The sequence below is a fragment of the Burkholderia sp. AU45388 genome, assembly GCF_030481585.1.
Taxonomy (GTDB): domain Bacteria; phylum Pseudomonadota; class Gammaproteobacteria; order Burkholderiales; family Burkholderiaceae; genus Burkholderia; species Burkholderia sola.
In genome coordinates, this window is sequence record NZ_JAUJPV010000024.1 from 1 (window position 1) to 23,435 (window position 23,435).

23 protein-coding genes and 1 tRNA gene are annotated in these 23,435 nt (G+C 65.6%); 18 read left to right on the plus strand and 6 right to left on the minus strand.

From position 1 onward, the window contains the following. The coding region (locus QZM72_RS28660) for an NAD(P)/FAD-dependent oxidoreductase (protein WP_301739763.1) at positions 1-856 on the minus strand (856 nt) is incomplete at its 3' end. A 179-nt stretch (positions 857-1,035) separates the two neighbouring features. Between QZM72_RS28660 and QZM72_RS28665 the strand changes: the two genes are divergently transcribed. Both QZM72_RS28665 and QZM72_RS28670 read left to right on the plus strand, forming a co-directional pair. Further along, positions 1,036-1,818, plus strand: a complete 783-nt coding sequence (locus QZM72_RS28665; protein WP_089467273.1) for an SDR family oxidoreductase — start codon at positions 1,036-1,038, stop codon at positions 1,816-1,818. Between the two features lie 32 nt (positions 1,819-1,850). Beyond that, the gene (locus tag QZM72_RS28670; protein WP_089434924.1) at positions 1,851-2,291 is read left to right on the plus strand and encodes a thioesterase family protein; all 441 of its coding nucleotides are present in this window, start codon (positions 1,851-1,853) and stop codon (positions 2,289-2,291) included. Between the two features lie 120 nt (positions 2,292-2,411). Here the strand turns inward: QZM72_RS28670 and QZM72_RS28675 are convergent, their stop codons facing one another. Further along, a complete protein-coding gene (locus QZM72_RS28675; RefSeq protein WP_089467274.1) occupies positions 2,412-2,957 on the minus strand; it encodes a LuxR C-terminal-related transcriptional regulator in 546 nt (181 codons plus the stop codon). Between the two features lie 216 nt (positions 2,958-3,173). Between QZM72_RS28675 and QZM72_RS28680 the strand changes: the two genes are divergently transcribed. Continuing rightward, positions 3,174-3,878, plus strand: a complete 705-nt coding sequence (locus tag QZM72_RS28680) for a CoA transferase subunit A (protein WP_034184003.1) — start codon at positions 3,174-3,176, stop codon at positions 3,876-3,878. 1 nt (position 3,879) lies between these two features. Further along, positions 3,880-4,521, plus strand: coding sequence for a CoA transferase subunit B (locus QZM72_RS28685; RefSeq protein WP_089467276.1), 642 nt, complete (start codon positions 3,880-3,882; stop codon positions 4,519-4,521). Positions 4,522-4,596: 75 nt separating this feature from the next. On the opposite strand, the gene QZM72_RS28690 is transcribed toward QZM72_RS28685, so the two are convergent. The 3 genes from QZM72_RS28690 to QZM72_RS28700 are packed head-to-tail and all read right to left on the minus strand — an operon-like array spanning position 4,597 to position 6,943. Next, on the minus strand, positions 4,597-5,310 hold the full coding sequence (locus QZM72_RS28690) for an SDR family oxidoreductase (protein ID WP_089467277.1): 714 nt from the start codon (positions 5,308-5,310) through the stop codon (positions 4,597-4,599). 53 nt (positions 5,311-5,363) lie between these two features. Next, a complete protein-coding gene (locus QZM72_RS28695; protein ID WP_301739764.1) occupies positions 5,364-6,374 on the minus strand; it encodes a polysaccharide deacetylase family protein in 1,011 nt (336 codons plus the stop codon). Between the two features lie 11 nt (positions 6,375-6,385). Further along, positions 6,386-6,943 carry an ester cyclase gene (locus QZM72_RS28700; RefSeq protein ID WP_301739765.1) on the minus strand — a complete coding sequence of 186 codons (558 nt, stop codon included), beginning with the start codon at positions 6,941-6,943 and terminating at the stop codon, positions 6,386-6,388. 134 nt (positions 6,944-7,077) lie between these two features. Here QZM72_RS28700 and QZM72_RS28705 point away from each other — a divergent pair, with 134 nt between their 5' ends. The 13 genes from QZM72_RS28705 to QZM72_RS28765 all read left to right on the plus strand — a co-directional run bounded on the left by QZM72_RS28705 (position 7,078) and on the right by QZM72_RS28765 (position 20,028). Then, positions 7,078-7,986, plus strand: coding sequence for a LysR family transcriptional regulator (locus QZM72_RS28705; protein ID WP_089467280.1), 909 nt, complete (start codon positions 7,078-7,080; stop codon positions 7,984-7,986). Between the two features lie 124 nt (positions 7,987-8,110). Further along, positions 8,111-9,007, plus strand: coding sequence for an alpha/beta fold hydrolase (locus tag QZM72_RS28710; RefSeq protein ID WP_175974452.1), 897 nt, complete (start codon positions 8,111-8,113; stop codon positions 9,005-9,007). Positions 9,008-9,086: 79 nt separating this feature from the next. Beyond that, complete coding sequence (locus QZM72_RS28715) at positions 9,087-9,440, plus strand: RidA family protein (protein WP_006486103.1); 354 nt, start codon at positions 9,087-9,089, stop codon at positions 9,438-9,440. Positions 9,441-9,479: 39 nt separating this feature from the next. Next, positions 9,480-11,717, plus strand: a complete 2,238-nt coding sequence (locus tag QZM72_RS28720) for a bifunctional (p)ppGpp synthetase/guanosine-3',5'-bis(diphosphate) 3'-pyrophosphohydrolase (protein ID WP_301739766.1) — start codon at positions 9,480-9,482, stop codon at positions 11,715-11,717. Positions 11,718-11,801: 84 nt separating this feature from the next. Continuing rightward, a tRNA-Val gene (locus QZM72_RS28725) sits at positions 11,802-11,878 on the plus strand. 271 nt (positions 11,879-12,149) lie between these two features. Beyond that, a complete protein-coding gene (gene thrS / locus QZM72_RS28730) occupies positions 12,150-14,057 on the plus strand; it encodes a threonine--tRNA ligase (RefSeq protein ID WP_089467283.1) in 1,908 nt (635 codons plus the stop codon). Positions 14,058-14,106: 49 nt separating this feature from the next. Further along, positions 14,107-14,631 (plus strand): translation initiation factor IF-3, encoded by a 525-nt coding sequence (gene infC, locus QZM72_RS28735; RefSeq protein WP_071734130.1) that lies wholly within the window; start codon positions 14,107-14,109, stop codon positions 14,629-14,631. Positions 14,632-14,821: 190 nt separating this feature from the next. Continuing rightward, on the plus strand, positions 14,822-15,019 hold the full coding sequence (gene rpmI, locus QZM72_RS28740) for a 50S ribosomal protein L35 (RefSeq protein WP_004191477.1): 198 nt from the start codon (positions 14,822-14,824) through the stop codon (positions 15,017-15,019). 30 nt (positions 15,020-15,049) lie between these two features. After that, positions 15,050-15,409, plus strand: coding sequence for a 50S ribosomal protein L20 (rplT, locus tag QZM72_RS28745; RefSeq protein ID WP_004192938.1), 360 nt, complete (start codon positions 15,050-15,052; stop codon positions 15,407-15,409). Between the two features lie 149 nt (positions 15,410-15,558). After that, positions 15,559-16,572: a phenylalanine--tRNA ligase subunit alpha gene (gene pheS, locus QZM72_RS28750; protein ID WP_179233384.1), complete on the plus strand. Its 1,014-nt coding sequence runs from the start codon at positions 15,559-15,561 to the stop codon at positions 16,570-16,572. Between the two features lie 96 nt (positions 16,573-16,668). Then, positions 16,669-19,098, plus strand: a complete 2,430-nt coding sequence (gene pheT, locus QZM72_RS28755) for a phenylalanine--tRNA ligase subunit beta (protein WP_089467284.1) — start codon at positions 16,669-16,671, stop codon at positions 19,096-19,098. 72 nt (positions 19,099-19,170) lie between these two features. After that, positions 19,171-19,557: an integration host factor subunit alpha gene (locus QZM72_RS28760; protein WP_006486093.1), complete on the plus strand. Its 387-nt coding sequence runs from the start codon at positions 19,171-19,173 to the stop codon at positions 19,555-19,557. A 57-nt stretch (positions 19,558-19,614) separates the two neighbouring features. Then, on the plus strand, positions 19,615-20,028 hold the full coding sequence (locus tag QZM72_RS28765) for a MerR family transcriptional regulator (RefSeq protein WP_301739767.1): 414 nt from the start codon (positions 19,615-19,617) through the stop codon (positions 20,026-20,028). Positions 20,029-20,108: 80 nt separating this feature from the next. Here the strand turns inward: QZM72_RS28765 and QZM72_RS28770 are convergent, their stop codons facing one another. Further along, positions 20,109-22,319, minus strand: a complete 2,211-nt coding sequence (locus QZM72_RS28770; protein WP_301739768.1) for a hypothetical protein — start codon at positions 22,317-22,319, stop codon at positions 20,109-20,111. Positions 22,320-22,714: 395 nt separating this feature from the next. Here QZM72_RS28770 and QZM72_RS28775 point away from each other — a divergent pair, with 395 nt between their 5' ends. Further along, positions 22,715-23,428: a bifunctional 2-polyprenyl-6-hydroxyphenol methylase/3-demethylubiquinol 3-O-methyltransferase UbiG gene (locus tag QZM72_RS28775; protein ID WP_089467287.1), complete on the plus strand. Its 714-nt coding sequence runs from the start codon at positions 22,715-22,717 to the stop codon at positions 23,426-23,428. Positions 23,429-23,435 lie beyond the last annotated feature (7 nt).

A 23,435-nucleotide genomic window follows, 5' to 3' on the forward strand; every position in this document is an offset into this window, starting at 1 on the left:
CGAACGGCGACAGGTACGGGTTCGTGTAGCCCAGGCCCACCACGAAGCCGACCACGACCTGGTTGTTGTCCATGTGATACAGGAACGAGCCGCCGTACGTGTCCGACTTCAGCGGCCAGCCGGCCGTATGGATCACGAGGCCCGGCTTGTGCTTGGCCGGATCGATTTCCCACAGTTCCTTGATGCCGATCCCGTACGCCTGCGGATCGGCGTTCGCGTCGAGCTTGAACTTCGAGATCAGTTGACGACCGAGATGGCCGCGGCAACCTTCGGCGAACAGCGTGTACTTCGCGTGCAGCTCCATGCCGAGCTGGAAGTTCTCGGTCGGCTCGCCGTCCTTGCCCACGCCCATGTTGCCGGTCGCGACGCCCTTCACGGAACCGTCGTCGTTGTAGAGAATCTCGGCAGCGGGGAAGCCGGGGAAGATCTCCACGCCGAGCGCCTCGGCCTGCTGGCCGAGCCAGCGGGTCACGTTGCCCAGCGAGATCACGTAGTTGCCGTGGTTCTTGAAGTTGTCCGGCAGCGCCCAGTTCGGCGTGGTGACGGCGCTCTTCTCGGACAGGAACAGGAAGCGGTCTTCGCTCACCTCGACGTCGAGCGGCGCGCTGCGTTCCTTCCAGTCGGGAAACAGCTCGGTGATCGCGCGCGGGTCCATCACCGCGCCCGACAGGATGTGCGCGCCGATCTCGGAACCCTTCTCGAGCACGCACACGCCGATCTCGGTGCCTTTCTCGGCGGCCAGCTGCTTGAGCCGGATCGCCGCCGACAGCCCGGCGGGGCCGCCGCCGACGATCACGACGTCGTATTCCATCGATTCGCGCGGGCCGTATTGCTCGATGAGGCTTGCGGGGGTCATTGGCGTTCCTCTAACCGTTAGAATGCTTTTATTCGGGAGCGTATTGTCTGCGAAACGAAACGCTTGCCGCAACAACATGCAAGTAGATTAGCACGATCGTTCTATTTTTTGTGCTAGGGTAATGCCGCCCGGGCTGTGCCGCCCGGGCTGGCGCAACGACATCGAAAGGGGATGTGCAAATGGGTCGATCGATCAATCTGGAAGGCAAGGTCGCGCTGGTCACCGGCGCGTCGAGCGGCCTCGGGCAGCGTTTTGCGCAAGTGCTGTCGCAGGCGGGCGCGAAGGTCGTGCTCGCGAGCCGCCGCGTCGAGCGCCTGAAGGAGTTGCGCGCGGAGATCGAGGCGGCGGGCGGCGCCGCGCACGTCGTGTCGCTCGACGTGACGGACGTGCAGAGCATCAAGGCGGCCGTCGCGCATGCGGAGACGGAAGCCGGCACGATCGACATCCTCGTGAACAATTCGGGCGTGTCGACGATGCAGAAGCTCGTCGACATCACGCCGGCGGATTTCGAGTTCGTGTTCGATACGAACACGCGCGGCGCATTTTTCGTCGCGCAGGAAGTCGCGAAGCGGATGATCATGCGCGCGAACGGCGGCGGCAACGGCAAGCCGCCGTGCCGGATCATCAACATCGCGTCGGTGGCCGGGCTGCGCGTGTTCCCGCAGATCGGGCTGTACGCGATGAGCAAGGCCGCGGTCGTGCAGATGACGCGCGCGATGGCGCTGGAGTGGGGGCGCCACGGGATCAACGTGAACGCGATCTGTCCGGGCTATATCGATACCGAAATCAATCATTACCTGTGGGAAACCGAGCAGGGCCAGAAGCTGCAGTCGATGCTGCCGCGCCGGCGCGTCGGCAAGCCGCAGGATCTCGACGGGCTGTTGTTGCTGCTCGCGGCCGACGAGTCGCAGTTCATCAATGGCTCGATCATCTCCGCGGACGACGGCTTCGGCCTTGCGTGAGCGGATGACATTTCGCAACAAAGAAGACTGCAATGAGTGCAACTAGCGATTACTCCCCTGTTTTTGAGATGTCGATGCCGATCCGCTGGGGCGACATGGACGCATTCGGCCATGTGAACAACACGGTCTATTTCCGCTACATGGAGCAGGCGCGGATCTCGTGGTTCGAGCAGCTCGGCATTGCGGGCGGCAACGGCGAAGGGCAGGGGCCCGTCATCGTCACCGCGTCGATGGAGTTCCTCAAGCAGCTGCACTATCCGGGCGACGTGATCGCGAGGATGTCGGCCGCGAAGCCGGGCCGAAGCAGTTTCGACACCGGGTTCGAGCTCACGCGCGCGGACGATCCGCAGCATGTCTATGCACGCGGCAACGCACGTTGCGTGTGGGTCGACTACGCGCTCGGCAAGTCGGTGCCGCTGCCGCCCTTGCTGCGCGACACGATCGAGCACGCGCTGGCGACGAAAGTCGGCTGAGCGTGCATATCGACAGGCGGCGCGCACCGGGTCGCCGGTGGCGCGCCGGGCCGGTGGTGTCCGTCAATCGGCCGCCGTGTGCGGCCGATCGTCATTCGCGCGCCGCGACGCAAGGCGCGTTCACTGCCCGAGCAGGCGCTGCAGCAGCTCCGGCGTATTGTTCGTTCCGTATTTGCGCATCAGCCGCGCGCGGTAGATGTCGACCGTGCGCGAGCTGATGTCGAGCACGCGTCCGATCTGCTTGCTGGTCTTGCCGGTCGCGAGCTGCGCGGCGATCTCGCGCTCGCGCGGGGTCAGTTCGACCGCGACGCGGCGCGTCGCGCTCAAATCCTCGAAGGTCCAGACGCCGGCCGCGAGCGGCTCGGTGCGGTCGAGCGCGCGGCCCGTCACGTGGCACCAGAACAGTTCGCCGTCCGCGCGCTTCATGATTCTGTCATCCGAATAGACGCCGTTCGCGACCATCACGCGTGCGATGCGCTCGCCGATTCGCTGGAATTCGTCCGTGGACGGGTAGAGCACCGCATACGATTGTCCGATCAGGTCGGCCCGCGCGCAGCGAAAGATCGACGCGAGTGCGTCGTTGCAGTCCTCGATCACGCGGTCGCGCGACAGCACGAGGCCGAGCGGCGCGAGGTGGAAGGCGGTCTGGTAATCGAGATCGGGCATGGCGCGGGGGGCGGAGGGAAATGCTTATGTATTTTTGCGTATTGTGCCGCATCCGCGCCGCATCGTACCCTTTCAGGCATCTCGCGGCGTTCGTCGCGACATAAAAAGCGCGCCTCGACGCAGGCATCGCCGCGCATGCATAGAATGGTGCGGCGGGCTTGCGCCACGTGGCGCGTGAACCGGTTTTGCTGGTTTCCATAGAGGAAGGGACAACTGATGAACAAAGTCTATCCAAGCGCGGCTGCCGCGCTGGAGGGGATCGTCCGCGACGGACAGACCTTCGCGGTGGGCGGCTTCGGCCTGTGCGGCATTCCCGAGGCGCTGATCGCGGCGTTGCGCGATTCGGGCGTCAAGGGCATCACCTGCATCAGCAACAATGCGGGCGTCGACGGTTTCGGCCTCGGCCTGCTGCTGGAAACGCGCCAGATCAAGAAGATGATCTCGTCGTACGTCGGCGAGAACAAGGAGTTCGAGCGCCAGTACCTGGCCGGCGAACTCGAGCTCGAATTCACGCCGCAGGGCACGCTCGCCGAGAAGCTGCGCGCGGGCGGCGCGGGCATCCCCGCGTTCTTCACGAATACCGGCTACGGCACCGTGATCGCGGAAGGCAAGGAAACGCGCCAGTTCGGCGATCGCCACTACGTGCTCGAGCCGTCGCTGACGGCCGACGTCGCGCTCGTCAAGGCGTGGAAGGCCGACAAGTCCGGCAACCTCATTTACCGCCGCACCGCGCGCAACTTCAACCCGATGTGCGCGATGGCCGGCAAGATCACCGTGGTGGAGGTCGAGGAGATCGTCGAGAACGGCACGCTCGATCCGGATCAGGTTCATACGCCGGGGATCTTCGTGCAGCGCATCGTGCTGAATGCGACGCCGGAAAAACGCATCGAACAACGCGTCGTACGCGCGAAAGGAGACTGACATGGCCTGGAATCGTGACCAGATGGCCGCGCGCGCGGCGAAGGAACTGCAGGACGGCTTCTACGTGAACCTCGGCATCGGCCTGCCGACGCTCGTCGCGAACCACGTGCCGGACGGCGTCGAGGTGTGGCTGCAGTCGGAGAACGGCCTGCTCGGCATCGGCCCGTCGCCGACCGAAGACGAAGTCGACGCCGATCTGATCAACGCCGGCAAGCAGACCGTCACGACGCTGCCCGGTTCGTCGATCTTCTCGTCGGCCGATTCGTTCGCGATGATCCGCGGCGGCCACATCAACCTCGCGATCCTCGGCGCGATGCAGGTCAGCAAGCAGGGCGACCTCGCGAACTGGATGATCCCCGGCAAGATGATCAAGGGGATGGGCGGCGCGATGGACCTCGTCGCGGGGGTGGGGCGTGTCGTCGTGCTGATGGAGCATGTCGCGAAGGGCGACCAGCACAAGATCCTCGAGGCATGCAACCTGCCGCTCACGGGTGTCGGCGTGGTCGACCTGATCATCACCGATCTCGGCGTGATCGAAGTGACGCCGTCCGGGTTGAAGGTGCTCGAACTCGCCGACGGCGTGAGCGTCGACGAGATCCAGGCGAAGACGGGCGCGCCGCTCGACGTCAGCGCCGTGGCCTGAGCACTACCCTGGTGCATGACCTCGACGCCCCGCGTTCCCGACGGAACGCGGGGCGTTTTGTCATGCACGCACGTGTCACGCAATCGCGCCGCCGCCGTCGATCAGTACCGTCGAGCCGGTTGCATAAGGCGTGGCCGCCAGATACAGGATCGCGTTCGCGACATCCTCCGGCTGGCCGACCCTGCGCGCCGGAAGCCGCTGGGCGGCGCCCGCGTACATCGCGTCGCGGGCGTCGGGTGCGAGCTTGTCCCACAGCGGCGTCGCGATCAGGCCCGGCGACACGGTATTCACGCGAACCGGCGCCAGTTCGAGCGCCAGCCCGCGGGCGAGCGCCTCGAGCGCCGCGTTGATCGCGCCTTGCAGGACGGACGACGCGCTCGGCCGCCCGCTGAGGAAACCCGACACGAACGTCAGGGAGCCGCCTGGCGCGATATCGATCGCGCGGGCGATGCGATAGGCGCCCCAGAACTTGCTGTCCATCGCTGCCTGCGCGTCGGCCAGCGGCAACGCCCGGACCGGGCCCGTGGCCGTCTTCGCGGCTGAAATCACGACGTGGTCGAACCGGCCGGCGCGCGCGCAGAACGCGTCGACGTCCGCCGTATCGGTGATGTCGAGCGCTGCGGTCCGCACCTGCGCGCCCGGGATGGCGTCGACGTCGAACCTGGCCGGGTCGCGCGACGCGATCGTCAGATGCGCGCCGCGCCGCGCGAATGCCGTGGCGGTGGCGGCGCCGATGCCGGAGCTTCCGCCGACGACGAGTACGTTCTTTCCGTGGAGCGGATCGTTCATGGAAGTCATCTCCTGGATGATGAGTTAAACGGAATGAGCTGAGCGGAATCCGGTTAGATCGTTTCGGTCTCGCGCAGCGTCGACGGGCTGTGCAGCGCGAAGCGCGCGATGTCGTCCTTGCGCATGAAAGCGACTCCCGGGTGTGATCGAGCGTAGTGCAGGAAGGCGTCCCACGCGCGGACCATCTGCGGCGTGCCGCTGATCCGGTCGTGCGCGCTGATCGACATCAGTCTGCGCCGCTGTCCGGCTTCCGCGTACAACTGGTCGAAATCGAGCTTGATCTGCTCGAGGAACATCGTCGGCGAGTAGTTGCGGCCTTCGATCAGCAGGATGTCGTTGTTGCGCAGCGTGTACGGGACCACCGCGAAATCGCGACCGCCGACGAGCTCGATGAACGGTTCGTCGCGACTGACGTCGTCGATGTGATACAGGTAGCCGAGTTCCTGCAGCAGCGACAGCGTATGCGGCCCGCGCCGCAGCCAGTTGCAGTTGTAGCCGGTCGGGCGCTGGCCGGTCACCGCTTCGACCATGTCGCGCGCTTCGGTCAGGAAGCGGCGCTCGTCGTCGCGGCTCATCGTGAATTGCGCGCGCCACGTCGGGCCGTGCGCGGCGGCTTCGTGGCCGCGCGACACGATCTCGCGCGCCAGTTCGGGGTGCCGGCGCGCGGCTTCCCCGATCATGTGCGACGTCACTTTCACGCCGTGCCGGTCCCACAGATCGAGCAGCCGCGGAATGCCTTCCCGGTAGCCATACGCAAACCAGGTGGCCGAGGCGAGATCGACCGGCACCGACGGCGGGAACGCGACGGCCGGAAACGGGCTGTCCGCCCCCGTGGGCGGTTGACCGCCCGCCTCGAACTGCATCGAGATCGAGATCACGAGCCGCGCGCCGTTCGGCCAGAACGGCGTGGCGCCCGGTGTCGCGGGCGCCGGCGTCGGCGCGGCGGTGGCCGCCACGGACGTGCCCGCGGCCAGCGCGACGCCGGCCGCGAGCCCGGCGCCGGCCTGGGCCAGGAACGTGCGGCGCGGCAGAGGCGTCGCGGAAGTGTCGTTATCGTGAGTCATCGTTCCCTCCGTCAGCCGACGAGCCCGAGCTGACGCATCAGCGTCAGGTTGTCCTCGATGTGCCAGTTTTCGGCGATCCGGCCGTGGTCGATCCGATAGATATCGGTCGCGATGAAGTCGATCGCCTGCCCGCGCCCGGCCGTTCCGTTGAACGCCCCGGTGAAATGCCCGCGGAAATGCAGGTGCACGACGACCCGGTCGCCGGCGACGATCATCTGTTCGATGTCGCAGCGCAAGTCGGGGATCGCGCCGCGCATCGTGCTCGAGGCCGCGAGCGGCCCCGGTACGCCTTGTTCGCGGTCGGGCGGCAGCGTGCGGTCGGTGAAGTCGTCTGCGAGCGCGGCGCGGGCGAGCGCGGGGTCGCCGGTATTCCAGAAGCTGCCGTAGCGGCGCGCGGCCAGCACTTGTGCGCGGGCCTGCGCGGCCGGCAAGCCTGCCGCGACGGTCAGGGTGTGCGGCGCGACGAGATCGGCGGCATGGGCGGCGGCGGGCCAGAGCGCCACGACGCAAGCGGCTGCCGCGAATGCGTGCGCGACGGGGCGGGTGGCCGAACGAAGGCGGATCGACATGGTTTCGAGGGTCCTGTGAAAGCGTCAGGCGACGACGCGGAACAGGTATGGTAGGTTTCCGTTCTGAATGCAAATACGGGCAAAATGCGAATGGATTATTCGAAAAAAGGAAAGGTTGGGGTGAGGCGAGCGCTATGACGCTGATCGACGATTTCCCGGCGCTCGATACCTTCGCGCGGATCGTGTCCGCCGGCAGCCTGTCGGCGGCGGCGCGCGAGCTCGACCTGTCGTTGTCCGTCGTCAGCAAGCGGCTCGCGCATCTCGAGTCGCGGCTCGGCGTGCGCCTGCTGCACCGGACGACGCGGCAGCAAACGCTCACCGACGACGGCGCGCAGTTTCACGCGCAGGTGCTGCGCATCCTCGCCGAGATCGAGCATGCGGAAACGCTGATGCGCGATCGCCGTGGCACGGTCAGCGGCGTGCTGCGCGTGACGGCGCCTGGCGAGCTCGGCCGCCTGCGGATCGCGCCGCTTGTAGCGGCCTTTCAGCAGCGACATCCTCAACTGACCGTGCAATTGATGCTGACCGATACGGTCGTCGACCTGCTCGCATCCGACATCGACGTCGCCGTGCGGATCGGCAATCTTGCCGATTCGACGATGATCGCGCGCGAGCTGGCGCCGAATCATCGCGTGCTGTGCGCGGCGCCCGGCTATCTCGCGGCGCACGGGGCGCCGGCCCATCCGGCCGAGCTTCGTGCGCATCGATGCATCGTGATGGGCGACCAGCCGCGTGCCGAATGGCGGTTCGACGGCACGCAAGGCGGCGTGGCGGTCGAGGTGACGGCCGCGCTGCTGACCAACGACGGCGGCGCGGCGCGCACGCTGGCGCTCGAGGGCGCGGGTATTGCGCTGAAGTCGATCTGGGACGTCGGCGCCGATCTCGACGCCGGCCGGCTCGTACGCGTGCTGCCGGCCTTCGCGGCGTCCGCCGCGCCGCTGCATGCCGTCTATCCCGGCGGCCGTCACGTGCCGTTGCGCGTGCGGACGTTCGTCGATTTCCTGCGCGAGCAGTTGCGTGACGCGTGGCGCCGCCACGACTGAACCCGTTCCGGGTAGCGGGCCGGGTGCGTGGCGCCCCGTCATTCCGAAGCGGTTTACAATCGTTTGCATCGGGCGCCGCAAGCGTTGCCCCGCGCGTCGCCCCCCGTTCGACAGGATGCCAACGATGCCAACGACCCCAGCGAATCCCCCGGTTCCCCGCCAGCGGCGCGTGCAGTGCGCGAGCACGGCCGGCCTCCACCACGTCGCCTATACCGAGTGGGGCGACCCCGCGAATTCGCGCGTGCTCGTCTGCGTGCACGGCCTGACCCGCTCGGGCCGCGATTTCGACCGGCTGGCCGCCGCACTGTCCGATACGTATCGCGTCGTCTGCCCCGATGTCGCGGGGCGCGGCCGGTCGGACCGGCTGGCCGATCCGCGGCTCTATGCGATTCCGCAGTACGTGGCCGACATGGTGACGCTGATTGCCCGGCTCGACGTCGAATCGGTCGACTGGTTCGGCACGTCGATGGGCGGCCTGATCGGCATGGCGCTCGCCGGGCTGCCCGGTTCGCCGCTGCGCCGGATGATCGTCAACGACGTCGGCCCGCGCATCGAGCCCGATTCGCTGACGCGCATCGGCGAGTACCTCGGCGTGCAGCCGCGCTTTGCGACCGAGCAGGAGGGCGTCGACTATCTGACGTCGCTATCGCTGCCGTTCGGTGCGCTGAGCGCCGACGAGTGGCGCGAGATCAACGGGCCGTTGCTGCACGAACTGCCCGAAGGCGGCTGGACGATGCGCTACGATCCGCGCATCGCCGAGCCGTTCAAGGCGACGACGCCCGAACTGGCCGCGCTCGGCGAGGCCGCGCTGTGGCGCGCGATCGAGACGACGGACGCGACGCTGCTCGTCGTGCGCGGGGAGACGTCCGACCTGCTGTCGCGCGAGACGGCGGCCGAAATGGTCCGTCGCGGCCGGCATGTGACGCAGGTCGAGATTCCGGGTGCGGGCCACGCGCCGGCGTTCGTCAGCGCGGACCAGATTGCGCTCGCGCGGCGGTTTTTCGTCGAAGGCGACGCATAAACGCGTCATAATATGCAGTTCGGCGGCCCGCGGGCCGTGCCGCCGCCCGAATTCCTACCCATCACGACCGGAACATTCCATGGCAGTCATTCGTCACCACGTCGGGGCCCGTCTCTCCGAAACCGCGATCCACAACGGTACCGTGTATCTGGCCGGCCAGATCGCCGAAGACACCACGCAGGACATCCGCGGCCAGACGCGCGAAGTGCTCGGCCACATCGACCGCCTGCTCGCCGAAGCGAACAGCGACAAGGCGCATCTGCTGTCGGTGCAGATCTACATTTCGGATCTCGCAAACTTCGAAGGCATGAATGCCGAGTGGGACGCATGGGTCGCGCCGGGCAACACGCCGCCGCGCGCGACCGTCGAGGCGAAGCTCGCGGATCCGGCGCTGCTCGTCGAGATCGTGGTCGTCGCCGCGCAGCGGAGCTGAGCGTTATCCGACGATGACCGTAATCCGGCAGGCCGTGCAATGACCGAATCCGTTTCCGCTTCTCCCGTCGCGGCGCCGTCGTTCGACGACGTGCTCGCGTTCGTGCGCGAGCGGGCCGGCGACGCGCGCCTGTCGTCGGGCGAGCTGCTCGCCGATCACTCGGCCGGCACCGCGGCGATCATGCGCACGCTGAACGTCGATCCGCACGCGATGCAGGCCGCCGCGCTGTTCGTGCTGACGCCGCACCTGAGCGATCCCGAGCGCGAGCTGACCGAGCGTTTCGGCGACGAAGTCGCGCGGCTCGTGTCCGACGTGCGCAAGCTGTTGCGGCTCGGCACCGTCAGCCTGCGCGCCGCGCAGAACGCCGCGAGGCCCGACTCCGGGCGCGACGCGGCCGAAGAGCGGCGCACGCAGATCGAGGCGCTGCGCAAGATGCTGCTCGCCTTCGCGCAGGACATCCGCGTGGTGCTGATCCGGCTCGCGTCGCGGTTGCAGTCGCTGCGCTACTACGCGGCCGCGAAGCTGGATCCGCCGCCCGACGTCGCGCGCGAGACGCTCGAGATCTATGCGCCGCTCGCGAACCGTCTCGGTATCTGGCAACTGAAGTGGGAGCTCGAGGATCTCGCGTTCCGCTTCGAGGATCCCGTCACCTACAAGCGGATCGCGAAGCTTCTCGACGAGAAGCGCATCGAGCGCGAGGCGTACGTCACGCAGGCGATCGCGCGGCTGCAGCACGAGCTCGCGCAAGCGCACATCCAGGCCGACGTCAGCGGCCGGCCGAAGCATATCTACAGCATCTGGCGCAAGATGCGCGGCAAGGAGCTCGATTTCTCCGAGCTGTACGACGTGCGCGCATTCCGCGTGATCGTGCCCGACATCAAGGATTGCTACGCGGTGCTCGGCATCGTGCATCACCTGTGGCAGCCGGTGCCGAAGGAGTTCGACGACTACATCTCGCGGCCGAAGCCGAACGGCTACAAGTCGCTGCATACGGTCGTGATCGGCGACGACGGCCGCGCGTTCGAAGTGCAGATCCGCACGCAGGAGATGCATCGTTTCGCCGAGTACGGCGTCGCCGCGCACTGGCGCTACAAGGAGGCCGGCGCGCGCGGCTATGGCGGCCAGTTCTCGGCGAGTGACAAGTACGACGAGAAGATCGCGTGGCTGCGCCAGTTGCTCGCATGGAAGGACGACGTCGAGGACGGCACCGAGGTATCGGGCGACCAGGCGTGGGCGCAATTGCGCGAGACGTCGCTCGACGACGACCACATCTACGTGCTGACGCCGCAGGCGCGCGTGATCGCGCTGCCGCAGGGCGCGACGCCGGTCGATTTCGCGTATCACCTGCACAGCGAGCTCGGCCATCGCTGCCGCGGCGCGCGCGTCGACGGCGCGATGGTGCCGCTGAACACGTCGCTCGCGAACGGCCAGACGGTCGAGATCGTCGCGGTGAAGGAAGGCGGACCGTCGCGCGACTGGCTGAACCTGCAGCTCGGCTACCTGAAGAGTTCGCGCGCGCGGCAGAAGGTCCGCGCGTGGTTCAACTCGATCGAGCAGGAAGAAAACGTCGCGCACGGCCGCGCGCTCGTCGAAAAGACGCTGCAGCGCGAGGGCAAGACGTCGGTCAACCTCGACAACCTCGCCGCGAAGCTCGGCTTCAAGTCGCCCGAGGAACTGTTCTCGGTCGTTGGCAAGGAAGAATTCAGCCTGCGCAACGTCGAGCACGCGCTGTCCGACGCGCCGCCGCCGGAACCGGCGCCCGAGGCGCCGGCTGATTTCGAGAAGCGCAGCAGCGGCGCGAGCGTCGCGCACGGCGCGTCGACCGGCGTGCTGGTGGTCGGCGTCGACGCGCTGCTGACGCAACTGGCGCGCTGCTGCCGTCCGGCGCCGCCCGATCCGATCAGCGGTTTCGTCACGCGCGGCAAGGGGATGTCGATCCATCGCACCGACTGCCCGACGTTTCGCCGGATGGTCGAGCGCGCGCCGGAACGCGTGCTGCAGACGACCTGGTCGGCCGACGTGCTGGGCGGGCGCGGCGCATCCGTCTATCCGGTCGACCTGATGATCGAGGCGAGCGACCGGCAAGGGTTGCTGCGCGATATCTCCGAAGTGTTCGCGCGCGAAAAGATCAACGTCGTGGGCGTGAAGACGCAAAGCCGCCGCAATGCGGCATTCATGCAGTTCACGGTCGAGGTGTCGAATTCGGCGCAGGTGCAGCGCGCGTGCACGCTGCTCGGCGAGGTGCAGGGCGTCGTGCGGGCAGAGCGGAAATCCTGATGGGGTTGGATCCGCGTCGTTTTGCTGCGACCGCATAAAACACTTGCCAAGCCCGTAACCACTCCATATAATCTTAGCTTCTCTAGGCTCGTAGCTCAGTTGGTTAGAGCACCACCTTGACATGGTGGGGGTCGTTGGTTCGAATCCAATCGAGCCTACCAACGAATTGAGAATGCCCGGCCTCCGGGTGTTCAATGCAGTACACAACTCAACGCGAACAAGGCGAATACGGTTATGACACCGCGAACGTTGACCGAAACCACTTCGGAGCGACGCTAGTCGAGGAACGTTTTCGCCCTTTCAGTTTGAGTGAAGTATCGAATGCGGCCCCTCGAAAGCGGGGCCGCATTTTTTTTGTCGCGAATTTTTGACGCGTGAGTTTGATCTCGCGTACCTGGTCTGCCGCCCACTGTCGGCATCACGGAGATTGCTATGGTTTCGATACGCTTGCCTGACGGCTCAGTTCGACAATACGAGCATCCGGTGACAGTTGCCGAGGTTGCAGCCTCGATCGGTCCCGGCTTGGCGAAGGCTGCGCTGGGTGGCAAGCTCGATGGCGAGCTCGTGGATACGTCGACGGTGATCGACCGCGACGCATCGCTCGCGATCGTCACGGACAAGGATGCCGACGGCCTCGACATCATCCGCCACTCGACCGCTCACTTGCTCGCGTATGCGGTGAAGGAACTGTATCCGGACGCGCAGGTGACGATCGGCCCGGTAATCGACAACGGTTTCTATTACGACTTCTCGTACAACCGCCCGTTTACGCCGGAAGATCTCGAAAAGATCGAAAAGCGCATGCAGGAACTCGCGAAGAAGGACGAGCCGGTCACGCGCCGTGTCGTGTCGCGCGACGAGGCGGCCGGTTATTTCCGCAGCATCGGCGAGAAATACAAGGCCGAGATCATCGAATCGATTCCGCAAAGCGACGAAATCAAGTTGTACTCGCACGGCGGCTTCACCGATCTGTGCCGCGGTCCGCACGTGCCGTCCACCGGCAAGCTGAAGGTCTTCAAGCTGATGAAGGTCGCAGGCGCGTACTGGCGCGGCGATTCGAAGAACGAGCAGCTGCAGCGCATCTACGGCACGGCCTGGACGAAGAAGGAAGACCAGGATCAGTACCTGCACATGCTCGAGGAAGCGGAAAAGCGCGACCACCGCAAGCTGGGCAAGCAGCTCGACCTGTTCCACATGCAGGAAGAGTCGCCGGGCATGGTGTTCTGGCATCCGAAGGGCTGGGCGCTGTGGCAGCAGGTCGAGCAGTACATGCGCCGCCGCGTCAACGACGCCGGCTACCTCGAGATCAAGACGCCGATGATCATGGACCGCTCGCTGTGGGAGGCGTCGGGCCACTGGCAGAACTATCGCGAGAACATGTTCACGACGGAGTCGGAGAAGCGCGACTACGCGATCAAGCCGATGAACTGCCCGGGCCACGTCCAGGTGTTCAAGCACGGCCTGCGCTCGTATCGCGACCTGCCGCTGCGTTACGCGGAATTCGGCTCGTGCCACCGCAACGAGGCGTCGGGCGCGCTGCACGGCCTGATGCGCGTGCGCGGCTTCGTGCAGGACGACGCGCACATTTTCTGTACGGAAGACCAGTTCATCTCGGAATCGATCGCGTTCAACACGCTGGCCATGAGCGTGTACAAGGACTTCGGTTTCGATCACATCGACATCAAGCTGTCGCTGCGCCCCGACCAGCGTGCGGGCACGGACGAAACGTGGGATCGCGCCGAGCAGGGCTTGCGCGATGCGCTGACGGCCTGCGGCCTCACGTGGGAAGAATTGCCGGGCGAGGGTGCGTTCTACGGCCCGAAGATCGAGTACCACATCAAGGACGCGCTCGGCCGCTCGTGGCAGTGCGGCACGCTGCAGCTCGACATGGTGCTGCCGGAGCGCCTCGGTGCCGAGTACGTGGCGGAGGACAACAGCCGCCGCCGGCCGGTGATGCTGCACCGTGCGATCGTCGGGTCGATGGAGCGTTTCCTCGGCATTTTGATCGAGCACCACGCTGGTGCAATGCCGGTCTGGCTCGCGCCGTACCAGGCAATTGTGCTCAATATCGCCGCAAGTCAGGCGGAATATGCGCAGGCTCTGACCCAAACGTTGCAAAAACAAGGGGTTAGAGTGGCGGCCGATTTGCGCAACGAGAAGATTAGCTATAAAATACGCGAGCACACGCTGGAAAAGGTGCCTTATCTCCTCGTCGTGGGCGATAAGGAGCGTGATGCGCAAACGGTAGCCGTGCGTGCCCGTGGCGGCGTCGAACTTGGCGTAATGCCGGTCGAAGCCTTCGTTGAGCGTTTGCAGGAAGACCTGCGCTCGTTCAAGTAACCGCCCTGGCAGCGCGGCTCGTTTTTTTAATTTTTAGAGGAAACGTAACATCGCTACTGATAAGTCGTCGCACCGCATCAACGGTGAAATCACTGCGCCGGAAGTGCGCCTGGTCGGGATCGAGAACGAACCGCTCGGTATCGTAAAACTCGCTGACGCTTTCCGTAAATCGGAAGAACTGGATGTTGACCTGGTGGAGATCGCGCCGCAAGCGGTGCCGCCGGTTTGCCGTCTGATGGATTACGGCAAGTTCAAGTACCAGGAATCGAAGAAGCAGCACGAAGCGAAGCTGAAGCAGAAGGTCATCCAGGTGAAGGAAGTCAAGTTCCGCCCGGGTACCGATGACGGGGATTACAACGTCAAGCTCCGCAATCTCGTGCGCTTCCTCGAAGAGGGCGACAAGACGAAGATCACGTTGCGTTTCCGCGGCCGCGAAATGGCTCACCAGGAAATCGGTATGCGGATGCTGGAGCGTCTGCGCACGGATCTCGAGGAAGTCGGCCAAGTCGAGCAGATGCCGAAGATGGAAGGGCGCCAGATGATCATGGTGCTCTCGCCGAAGAAAAAGAAGTAACGGGCCCGCGCGCATCGCGCGCAGGTTCGACAGTGGTTCGGCGCGTTGCCCGGTCAGGGCGGCGCGCCAACGATGACGGCGGCTGCGCAAGCGGGCCGCCGTACACAAGTGGACTGGGTTTCGAAGGGCGGGTCAAGGGCGCAAGCCAACCGCACACCCATCGCCATCTAATAAACTGGAGTTGTTCGTCATGCCTAAGATGAAGACCAAGAAGAGCGCTGCAAAGCGCTTCGTGGTGCGTCCGGGCGGTACCGTCAAGCGCGGTCAAGCCTTCAAGCGTCACATCCTGACCAAGAAAACCACGAAGAACAAGCGCCATCTGCGCGGCGCAACGGCAGTTCACGATTCCGATCTGAACTCCGTCCGCGCGATGCTCCCGTTCGCGTAACCCCTCAACTGATACTCCAAGGAGAGAAACATGCCTCGAGTCAAACGTGGGGTAACCGCACGGGCCCGCCACAAGAAGATCATCAACCTGGCCAAGGGTTATCGCGGCCGCCGCAATAACGTCTACCGCATCGCCAAGCAGGCGGTGATGCGCGCTGGTCAGTACGCGTACCGCGATCGCCGCAACAAGAAGCGTGTGTTCCGCGCACTGTGGATCACGCGTATCAACGCGGCAGTTCGCCAGCACGACATGACCTACAGCGTGTTCATCAACGGCCTGAAGAAGGCGTCGATCGAACTCGACCGTAAGGTGCTGGCCGATATGGCGGTGTTCGACAAGGCTGCTTTTGCTGCGATCGTCAAGCAGGTGAAAGCCGCCGTTGCAGCCTAATTGCGAAATTAGCACTGCGTGGTTAGTTGCAGCGAGGTTCCGGTAGTCTCGGCCGCTGCAGCGAAAACGGGGCTCTTCCGAGCCCCTTTTTTGTTTGGCGAGGCCATTTCGCTCGCCAAGACCGAATGACGTTGGAAATGATGGGATCTATGGATCTGGACCAGATTGTCGCCGACGCGCAGCAGTCCTTCGAACAGGCTGCCGACATCACCACGCTCGAAAACGAGAAAGCCCGATTTCTCGGCAAATCGGGTGCGCTGACCGAGTTGCTCAAGGGCCTCGGCAAGCTCGATCCCGAAGCACGCAAGACCGAAGGCGCACGCATCAACGTCGCGAAGCAGCAGGTCGAAACCGCGCTCACCGCCCGTCGTCAGGCACTGGCCGACGCGCTGCTGAATCAGCGCCTCACCGCCGAAGCGATCGACGTGACGTTGCCGGGCCGCGGCGCCGGTGCAGGCAGCCTGCACCCGGTGATGCGCACGTGGGAGCGTGTCGAACAGATTTTCGGCTCGATCGGGTTCGATGTGGCCGACGGCCCCGAAATCGAGACCGACTGGTACAACTTCACGTCACTGAACAGCCCGGAGAACCATCCGGCGCGTTCGATGCAGGACACCTTCTACGTCGAAGGCAAGGATGCCGACGGCCGCCAGCTGCTGCTGCGCACGCACACGAGCCCGATGCAGGTGCGTTATGCGCGCATGAACCGTCCGCCGATCAAGGTGATCGCGCCGGGCCGCACGTATCGCGTCGACAGCGATGCGACCCACTCGCCGATGTTCAATCAGGTCGAGGGGCTGTGGATCGACGAAAACATCAGCTTTGCCGACCTCAAGGGCGTCTATACCGACTTCCTGAAAAAATTCTTCGAGCGCGACGACATCCTCGTGCGCTTCCGTCCGTCGTATTTCCCGTTCACGGAACCGTCGGCCGAGATCGACATGATGTTCGAGCAAGGCAAGAACGCCGGCAAGTGGCTCGAAATTTCCGGCTCGGGGCAGGTGCATCCGACCGTGATCCGCAACATGGGCCTCGACCCCGAGCGCTACATCGGTTTCGCGTTCGGCAGCGGCCTCGAGCGCCTGACGATGCTGCGCTACGGCGTCCAGGATCTGCGGCTGTTCTTCGAGAACGACCTGCGTTTCCTGCGCCAGTTCGCGTAACGCCGCTCGCCGCGCCGACCTGTGCCCGCGCACGCCCCGACGGACGTTTCCGCGGGGCCCGGGCGTCGATCTAACCTGTTTCGAACGTAGACATCCATGCAATTCCCTGAATCCTGGTTGAGAACCTTTGTCGACCCGCAGCTGACGACCGACGAGCTGTCGCACGCGCTGACGATGGCGGGGCTCGAAGTCGAATCGCTGAGCAAGGCTGCGCCGCCGACGTCGAAGATCGTCGTCGGCCGCGTGCTCGAAGTCGTCAAGCATCCGGATGCGGACAAGCTCAATGTCTGCCAGGTCGACGCCGGCACCGGCGCGACGCTGAACATCGTCTGCGGCGCGCCGAACGTGGCGCCCGGCATCAAGGTGCCGGTCGCGCTGGTCGGCGCGGAATTGCCGCCGGCGGAAGAGGGCGGCAAGCCGTTCGCGATCAAGCTGTCGAAGCTGCGCGGAGTGGAGAGCCAGGGGATGCTGTGCTCGGCGCGCGAGCTGAAATTGTCCGAGGATCACAGCGGGCTGCTGATCCTGCCGGAAGACACGCCGGTCGGCCAGGACATCCGCGAGACCCTCAATCTCGACGACACGATCTTCGAAATCAAGCTGACGCCGAACAAGGCCGACTGCCTGTCGGTGTTCGGTATCGCGCGCGAGACGGCCGCAATCACCGGCGCACCGCTGACGCCGGTCGACATCCGCCCGGTGAACGTCGAGCTCGACGACACGCTGCCGGTGCGCATCGCCGCGCCCGATCTGTGCGGCCGCTTCTCGGGGCGCGTGATCCGCGGCGTGAACGCGCATGCGAAGACGCCGCAGTGGATGGTGGAGCGCCTCGAGCGCTCGGGCCAGCGCAGCGTGTCCGCGCTCGTCGACATCTCGAACTACGTGATGTTCGAACTCGGCCGTCCGTCGCACGTGTTCGATCTCGACAAGATCCACGGCGGCATCGAGGTGCGCTGGGGCAAGCGCGGCGAATCGCTGAAGCTGCTCAACGGCAACACGGTCGAACTCGACGAAACGGTTGGCGTGATTGCGGACGATCGTCAGGTCGAAAGCCTGGCCGGCATCATGGGCGGCGACAGCACGGCCGTCACGCTCGATACGACCAACATCTATCTGGAAGCCGCGTTCTGGTGGCCGGACAGCATCCGCGGCCGCGCGCGCAAGTACAACTTCTCGACCGATGCGGCCCATCGCTTCGAGCGCGGCGTCGATTACGCGACGACCGTCGAGCACGTCGAGCGCATCACGCAACTGATCCTCGAGATCTGCGGCGGCAAGGCCGGCCCGGTCGACGATCAGGCGGTGAACCTGCCGCAGCGCGCGCCGGTGAAGATGCGCGTGTCGCGCGCGAACCGCATCATCGGCGTGAAGATCGACGCCGACGAGATCGCGAACATCTTCACGCGTCTCGGCCTGCCGTTCGAGCGTGAAGACGACGCGTTCCTCGTCACGCCGCCGTCGCACCGCTTCGACATCGAGATCGAGGAAGACCTGATCGAGGAAGTGGCGCGTATCTACGGCTTCGAGAAGATCCCGGCGCGGCCGCCGGTCGCGACGAGCGAAATGCGCGCGACCCACGAGACGCGGCGTTCGATCCACGACATCCGTCACGCGCTCGCCGCGCGCGACTACGCGGAAACGGTCAACTTCAGCTTCGTCGATGCGGAGTGGGAGCAGGATTTCGCGGGCAACGACCACCCGATCCGGCTGCTGAACCCGATCGCGAGCCAGCTGTCGGTCATGCGCACGACGCTGTTCGGCAGCCTGATCGCCGTGCTGCGTCACAACCTGAACCGGCGCGCCGATCGCGTGCGCGTGTTCGAATCGGGGCGCGTGTTCGTCGCCGATCCGTCGGTGAAGGCCGGTGAACTGGCGGTCGAAGGTCATGCGCAGCCGAAGCGCGTCGGCGCGCTGGCGTACGGTCCGGCATTCGACGAGCAGTGGGGCGTCGCGACCCGCGCGGTCGATTTCTTCGACGTGAAGGGCGATCTCGAGGCGTTGCTCGCGCCGGCGGCCGCGCGTTTCGTGAAGGCCGAGCATCCGGCCCTTCATCCGGGCCGCAGCGCACGCATCGAGGTCGATGGTTGCGCGGTCGGCTGGATCGGCGAGCTGCACCCGCGCCTGATGCAGAAGTACGAGCTGCCGCACGCGCCGGTGATGTTCGAAATCGACGCGGATGCGCTCACGGCACGTGCGCTGCCCGCGCCGACCGACGTGTCGAAATTCCCGCCGGTCCGTCGCGATATCGCCGTTGTCGTCGATCAGGCGGTCGAGGTTCAGGCACTTTTCGACGAAATGAAGAAGGCGCTGGCCGACGACGCCTGCCGATTCGTTCAGAAGGTTGTACTCTTCGACGAATTTCGTGCAAAATCAAATACTTCCGGTGGTCTTGCCGCGAACGAGAAGAGCCTTGCCTTCCGCGTGACGTTGCAGGACGCGGCTGGCACGCTGCAGGACGAGGTCGTCGATCAGGCGATCCAGACGCTGGTCGAGCGCATGGCTCGTGCTGGTGCGCGCCTGCGCGGCTAAGGAGAAGGCCCGCCCGCTCGCGGGCGGCTTTTTTCCATCGTAAGTTTTGATTCAACGCGCTGTATGGCAGATATGAACGACATGACCTCGAGTGAATTCGAAGCCCTCCTGACGGCGCAACGCAGCGCCATGAACCGCGACGCTTCGGCGCCGGCGTCCACCGAGACGCCGACGCTGACGAAGGCGGAACTGGCGGAGCTGCTGTTCGACAGCGTCGGGCTGAACAAGCGTGAAGCGAAGGACATGGTCGAGGCGTTTTTCGAAGTGATCCGCGATGCGCTCGAAAACGGCGAAAGCGTCAAGCTGTCGGGATTCGGCAATTTCCAGCTGCGCGACAAGCCGCAGCGTCCGGGCCGCAATCCGAAGACGGGCGAGGCGATTCCGATCGCGGCCCGCCGGGTGGTAACCTTCCACGCGAGCCAGAAGCTGAAGGCGCTGGTCGAAAACGGCGCGGAGTAAGACGCGCGCCGACGCCCCGCGCGGCCGCCGCGCACCCTTACCGACGGTTAACCGACGATGACCACCACGGTTGAGAAAGTCGTCTTGCCTCCGATTCCCGCGAAGCGCTACTTCACGATCGGCGAAGTCAGCGAGCTGTGCGGGGTCAAACCGCATGTGCTGCGTTACTGGGAACAGGAATTCACGCAGCTGCGGCCGGTGAAGCGGCGCGGCAATCGGCGGTATTACCAGCATCACGAAGTGCTGCTGATCCGGCGGATTCGCGAGTTGCTGTACGAGCAGGGATTCACGATCAACGGCGCGCGCAACCGGCTCGATTCGCCGGGCAGCGAGCGGGCCGCGGCGGAGCCGGTCGAATCCGATGTGCAGGCCGCCGAGGCGCGCGGCGCGGCCAAGTCGGGCGCCAACGTCGATGTGACCGCGTTGCGGCAGGCGTTGCTGGACGTGATCGACGGCCTGAAACACGGCTGAGCGCACGGCGTGCAGAATGCCTGGGAAAGCCCGGTTGGCGACCGCCACCGGGCTTTTTTCATGCGGATCGTGCCTGCGGATCAGCGCGATGCGAGCGGATTCTTCTGGCCCATGTCGACGACCAGCGTGCCGTCCGGCAGCATCCGCACCGAGCCCTGCGCGACCTGGTTGCGGTACCCGTACAGGTCGAACCGCATCGGGCCGGCCTCGGCCGAATTCCGGATCAGCGCGCGCACGTTCAGTTCGAGCACGTTGAACATCTTCATGTCGCCGCCTTCCATCCACATGTAGCTCGGCGCATCGATCTGCGGCCGCTTCGGCGCGGGCGCGCCCGCGGCGCGCCGGAACGTGAGGCGCAATCCGTCGCGCTCGACCGTCGCCTGGCTGAGCTTGCCGTTCAGCACGGGGGGCGGGAACACGGTGTACTGGTCGAGCACGAGCGTGTCGCCGCGCAATTCCGCGCCGCGCCGCCGCAGCGGTGTCAGCGACGAGAGCTCGATGCCGAGCGAGCGCAGCAGCGTCGCCTGCGGGATGCCGAGCACCGACACCTGCGACGGCTTGAATGCGAGGTGGCGGTCGTCGAGCACCGTCAGCGAGCCCTTCATGTCGGTCGGCAGCCAGACGCCCGGCACGTGATTCCACAGCTTGATGCCGCCCCGGACGCGCAGGTTCTGCCCGTCCGCGCTCAGTTGCAGGTCGTTCAGCGAACGCGGCGAATAGTCGAGCAGGTAGTCGTTGAAGAGCGCCGACATCGCCTTCCACGACTCGACGACCGTGCCGCCGAGAATGCGGATGTCGTACTGGTTCGGATCGTCGAGATCGACGGGTTCGCCGGCGCGCTTCGACACGAGTTCCACGTCGAGATCCTCGACATGAAAGCCGATATCGCCGGACAGGTTGAAGTCGACGTTGCGCAGATGGATCGTCGGGTTGCGGTTCGACACGTGCCGTTCGTTGAACGGCGTCGTCGACGTGCGCCGCATCGCGACCTTCTGCATGCCGGGCCGTGCGGCGTCCGCCGCGAGCGCGTACGCTTCCCAGTGCTGGCGCACGTCGCGCAGCGCACTTTGCTGCGCGGCGAGGAAGCTGTCGTTCAGGCGCGCGGCCGCGTTGCCGAGCAGCGCGCCGCTGGCCGGGCCCGCATACGAAGGCATCCGGATCGCCATCGCGCCGCTTTCGTCGAAGTTGAAGTAGCCGGCCGATACCTGGTCGCGATAGTGATACAGGTCGAACACGAACGTCTGGTCGCGCTTCGACGTGTCGAGCGGACCGATCAGGATGTCCGCGTTCATCGGCATCGAGCGCATAAACTTCACGTCGCCGCCGCGGATATACATGGCCTGCTGCGGCGCGTTCGCGGGCATCGCGAAGCCGGCATGCGTGCCGTCGTCGAGCGTCAGGTCGAGGCCCGCCGGCGTCACGCGCAAGGCGGTGATCGCGAGCTTCAGGCGCGGCGGCGGCATCAGCTTGTCGACCGCCATCACGAGATCGTCGCCGGCGAGTTGCGCGATCGGCGTCTGCACCTTCAGCAGATCGGCCATTTTCACGTTGGCCGCGCGCATCACCGGCTGCGCGTCGAGGCCCGACACGCGTACGCCGGTCGGGTGGAACACGAGCTGGCTGCCGTCGCGGATCGCGAGCGTGCCGGTCAGCGAGAACGGTACCCAGCCGTCGCGCTGCATCTCGCCTTGCAGATGGATCACGCCGTCGCCGGCCGATACCGCGAGCTTGCGCAGCGGCGCGTTGCGATAACCGAAGATGTAGGTGTTGAAGAGGGCGGTCAGCTTCGCGTTGTCGAGCGTGACCGTGCCTTCGTGCACGTCGATCTCGAAGCTCGTCGGATCGTCGAACACGATCGGTGCGCCGGCCTGCGTGGGCACGAGCGTGGCCGACAACTGATGAATGAAGAAGCCGAGATTGTTGACGACGCGGAAATCGACGTCGCGCAGGAACGTCATTGCGCCGTTCTGGCCCGAGTCGCGCAGCGTGAACGGGCGCGGCTGCGTGAGGCTGATCGACGCGAGCGACGGCACGGTGCGCGCGATTTGTTGCTCGCGCGCGAGGCGCTCGGCCTTCGTGCGCTCGATCTTCGTCGATGCGATGGACGTGTTGCTGTCGCGCTGCGCGGCCGATTCCGCGCAGCCGGCACACAGCAGCGCGAGCGCCAGCGCGCCGCAGCCGACCACGCGGGAGGTCGTGTGGGATCGCGGGGCGGCTCTGCGTCCCAAGCCGGCAACCCGGTCGAAAATTGCCAAAGGCGAGCGATGGCCGCGCCGGACCGCATTCCGCATCGTCTGTCTCCATGTCTTGTCTTGTCTTGATCGACGGCGGCGCGCGCCACTGCACGGCGCGAGCGTCGATGCCGTGCAGTGTGTCATAGCGCGCTAGAGCGGCGTTACCAAACAACGGGCGCCCGCGCGCGACGCGTCCGCGGGCTGTCTGGCAATGGATTCGTGGTGGATCGGCGGCCGGATCAAACGGTCGTTTGGTTTGTCCGGACGCCGGCCGGCGTCTTTCGATGCGCTGCTGAAAACCCACGGCCGGCGTTGGCCGTGCCGGTTTCACCGGATGCCGAAGCGGCGCGGCCCCGGGCATCGACGGATACGATCGGCCATGGCGGCGAGGTAAGATCGGCATCAGTGGCGGGATCGACATCACAATACGGCAGCCATCACGGGGAAGCGCCATGGACCTGAAGGAAGTCGATGTACTGGGTGCGGGGGTGGGCGATCACTGGTACTACGCGTCGAAGGCGAGCGCCATTCGCCGGTTCCTGGGCGCGTCGGGCGCGAACCGGATACTTGACGTCGGTGCGGGCTCGGGCTTTTTCTCGAAGCATTTGCTCGAGCGCACGCCGGCGACGGAAGCATGGTGTGTCGATACGAGCTACGCCGACGACAGCGACGGCGAGGCGGCCGGCAAGCCGATCCACTATCGGCGCTCCGTCGATCGATTCGACGCCGATCTCGTGTTGCTGATGGACGTGCTCGAGCATGTCGACGACGACGTCGGGCTGCTGACGCAGTATGTGAATGGCGCGCCTTCGGGCAGCCGGTTCCTGATCACGGTGCCCGCGTTCCAGTTCCTGTGGAGCGGCCACGACGATTTTCTCGAGCACAAGCGCAGGTACACGCTCGGCGGCCTCGAGGACGTGGTCCAGTGCGCGGGGCTCGACGTCGAGCACGGCGCCTATTATTTCGGCCTCACGTTTCCGCTCGCGGCCGCACTGCGGCTGGGTGAGCGGGCGCGTTCGCATCCGCGCGAGCCTGCGTCGCAATTGCGCCGTCATCATCCGTTCGTCAATGGCTTGCTCAAGACGATCTGCCGCATCGAGCTGCCGATGTTCCGCTTCAACCGCGTCGCGGGCCTGACGGTCATCTGCGTTGCGCGCAAGCGGTGACGGCGAC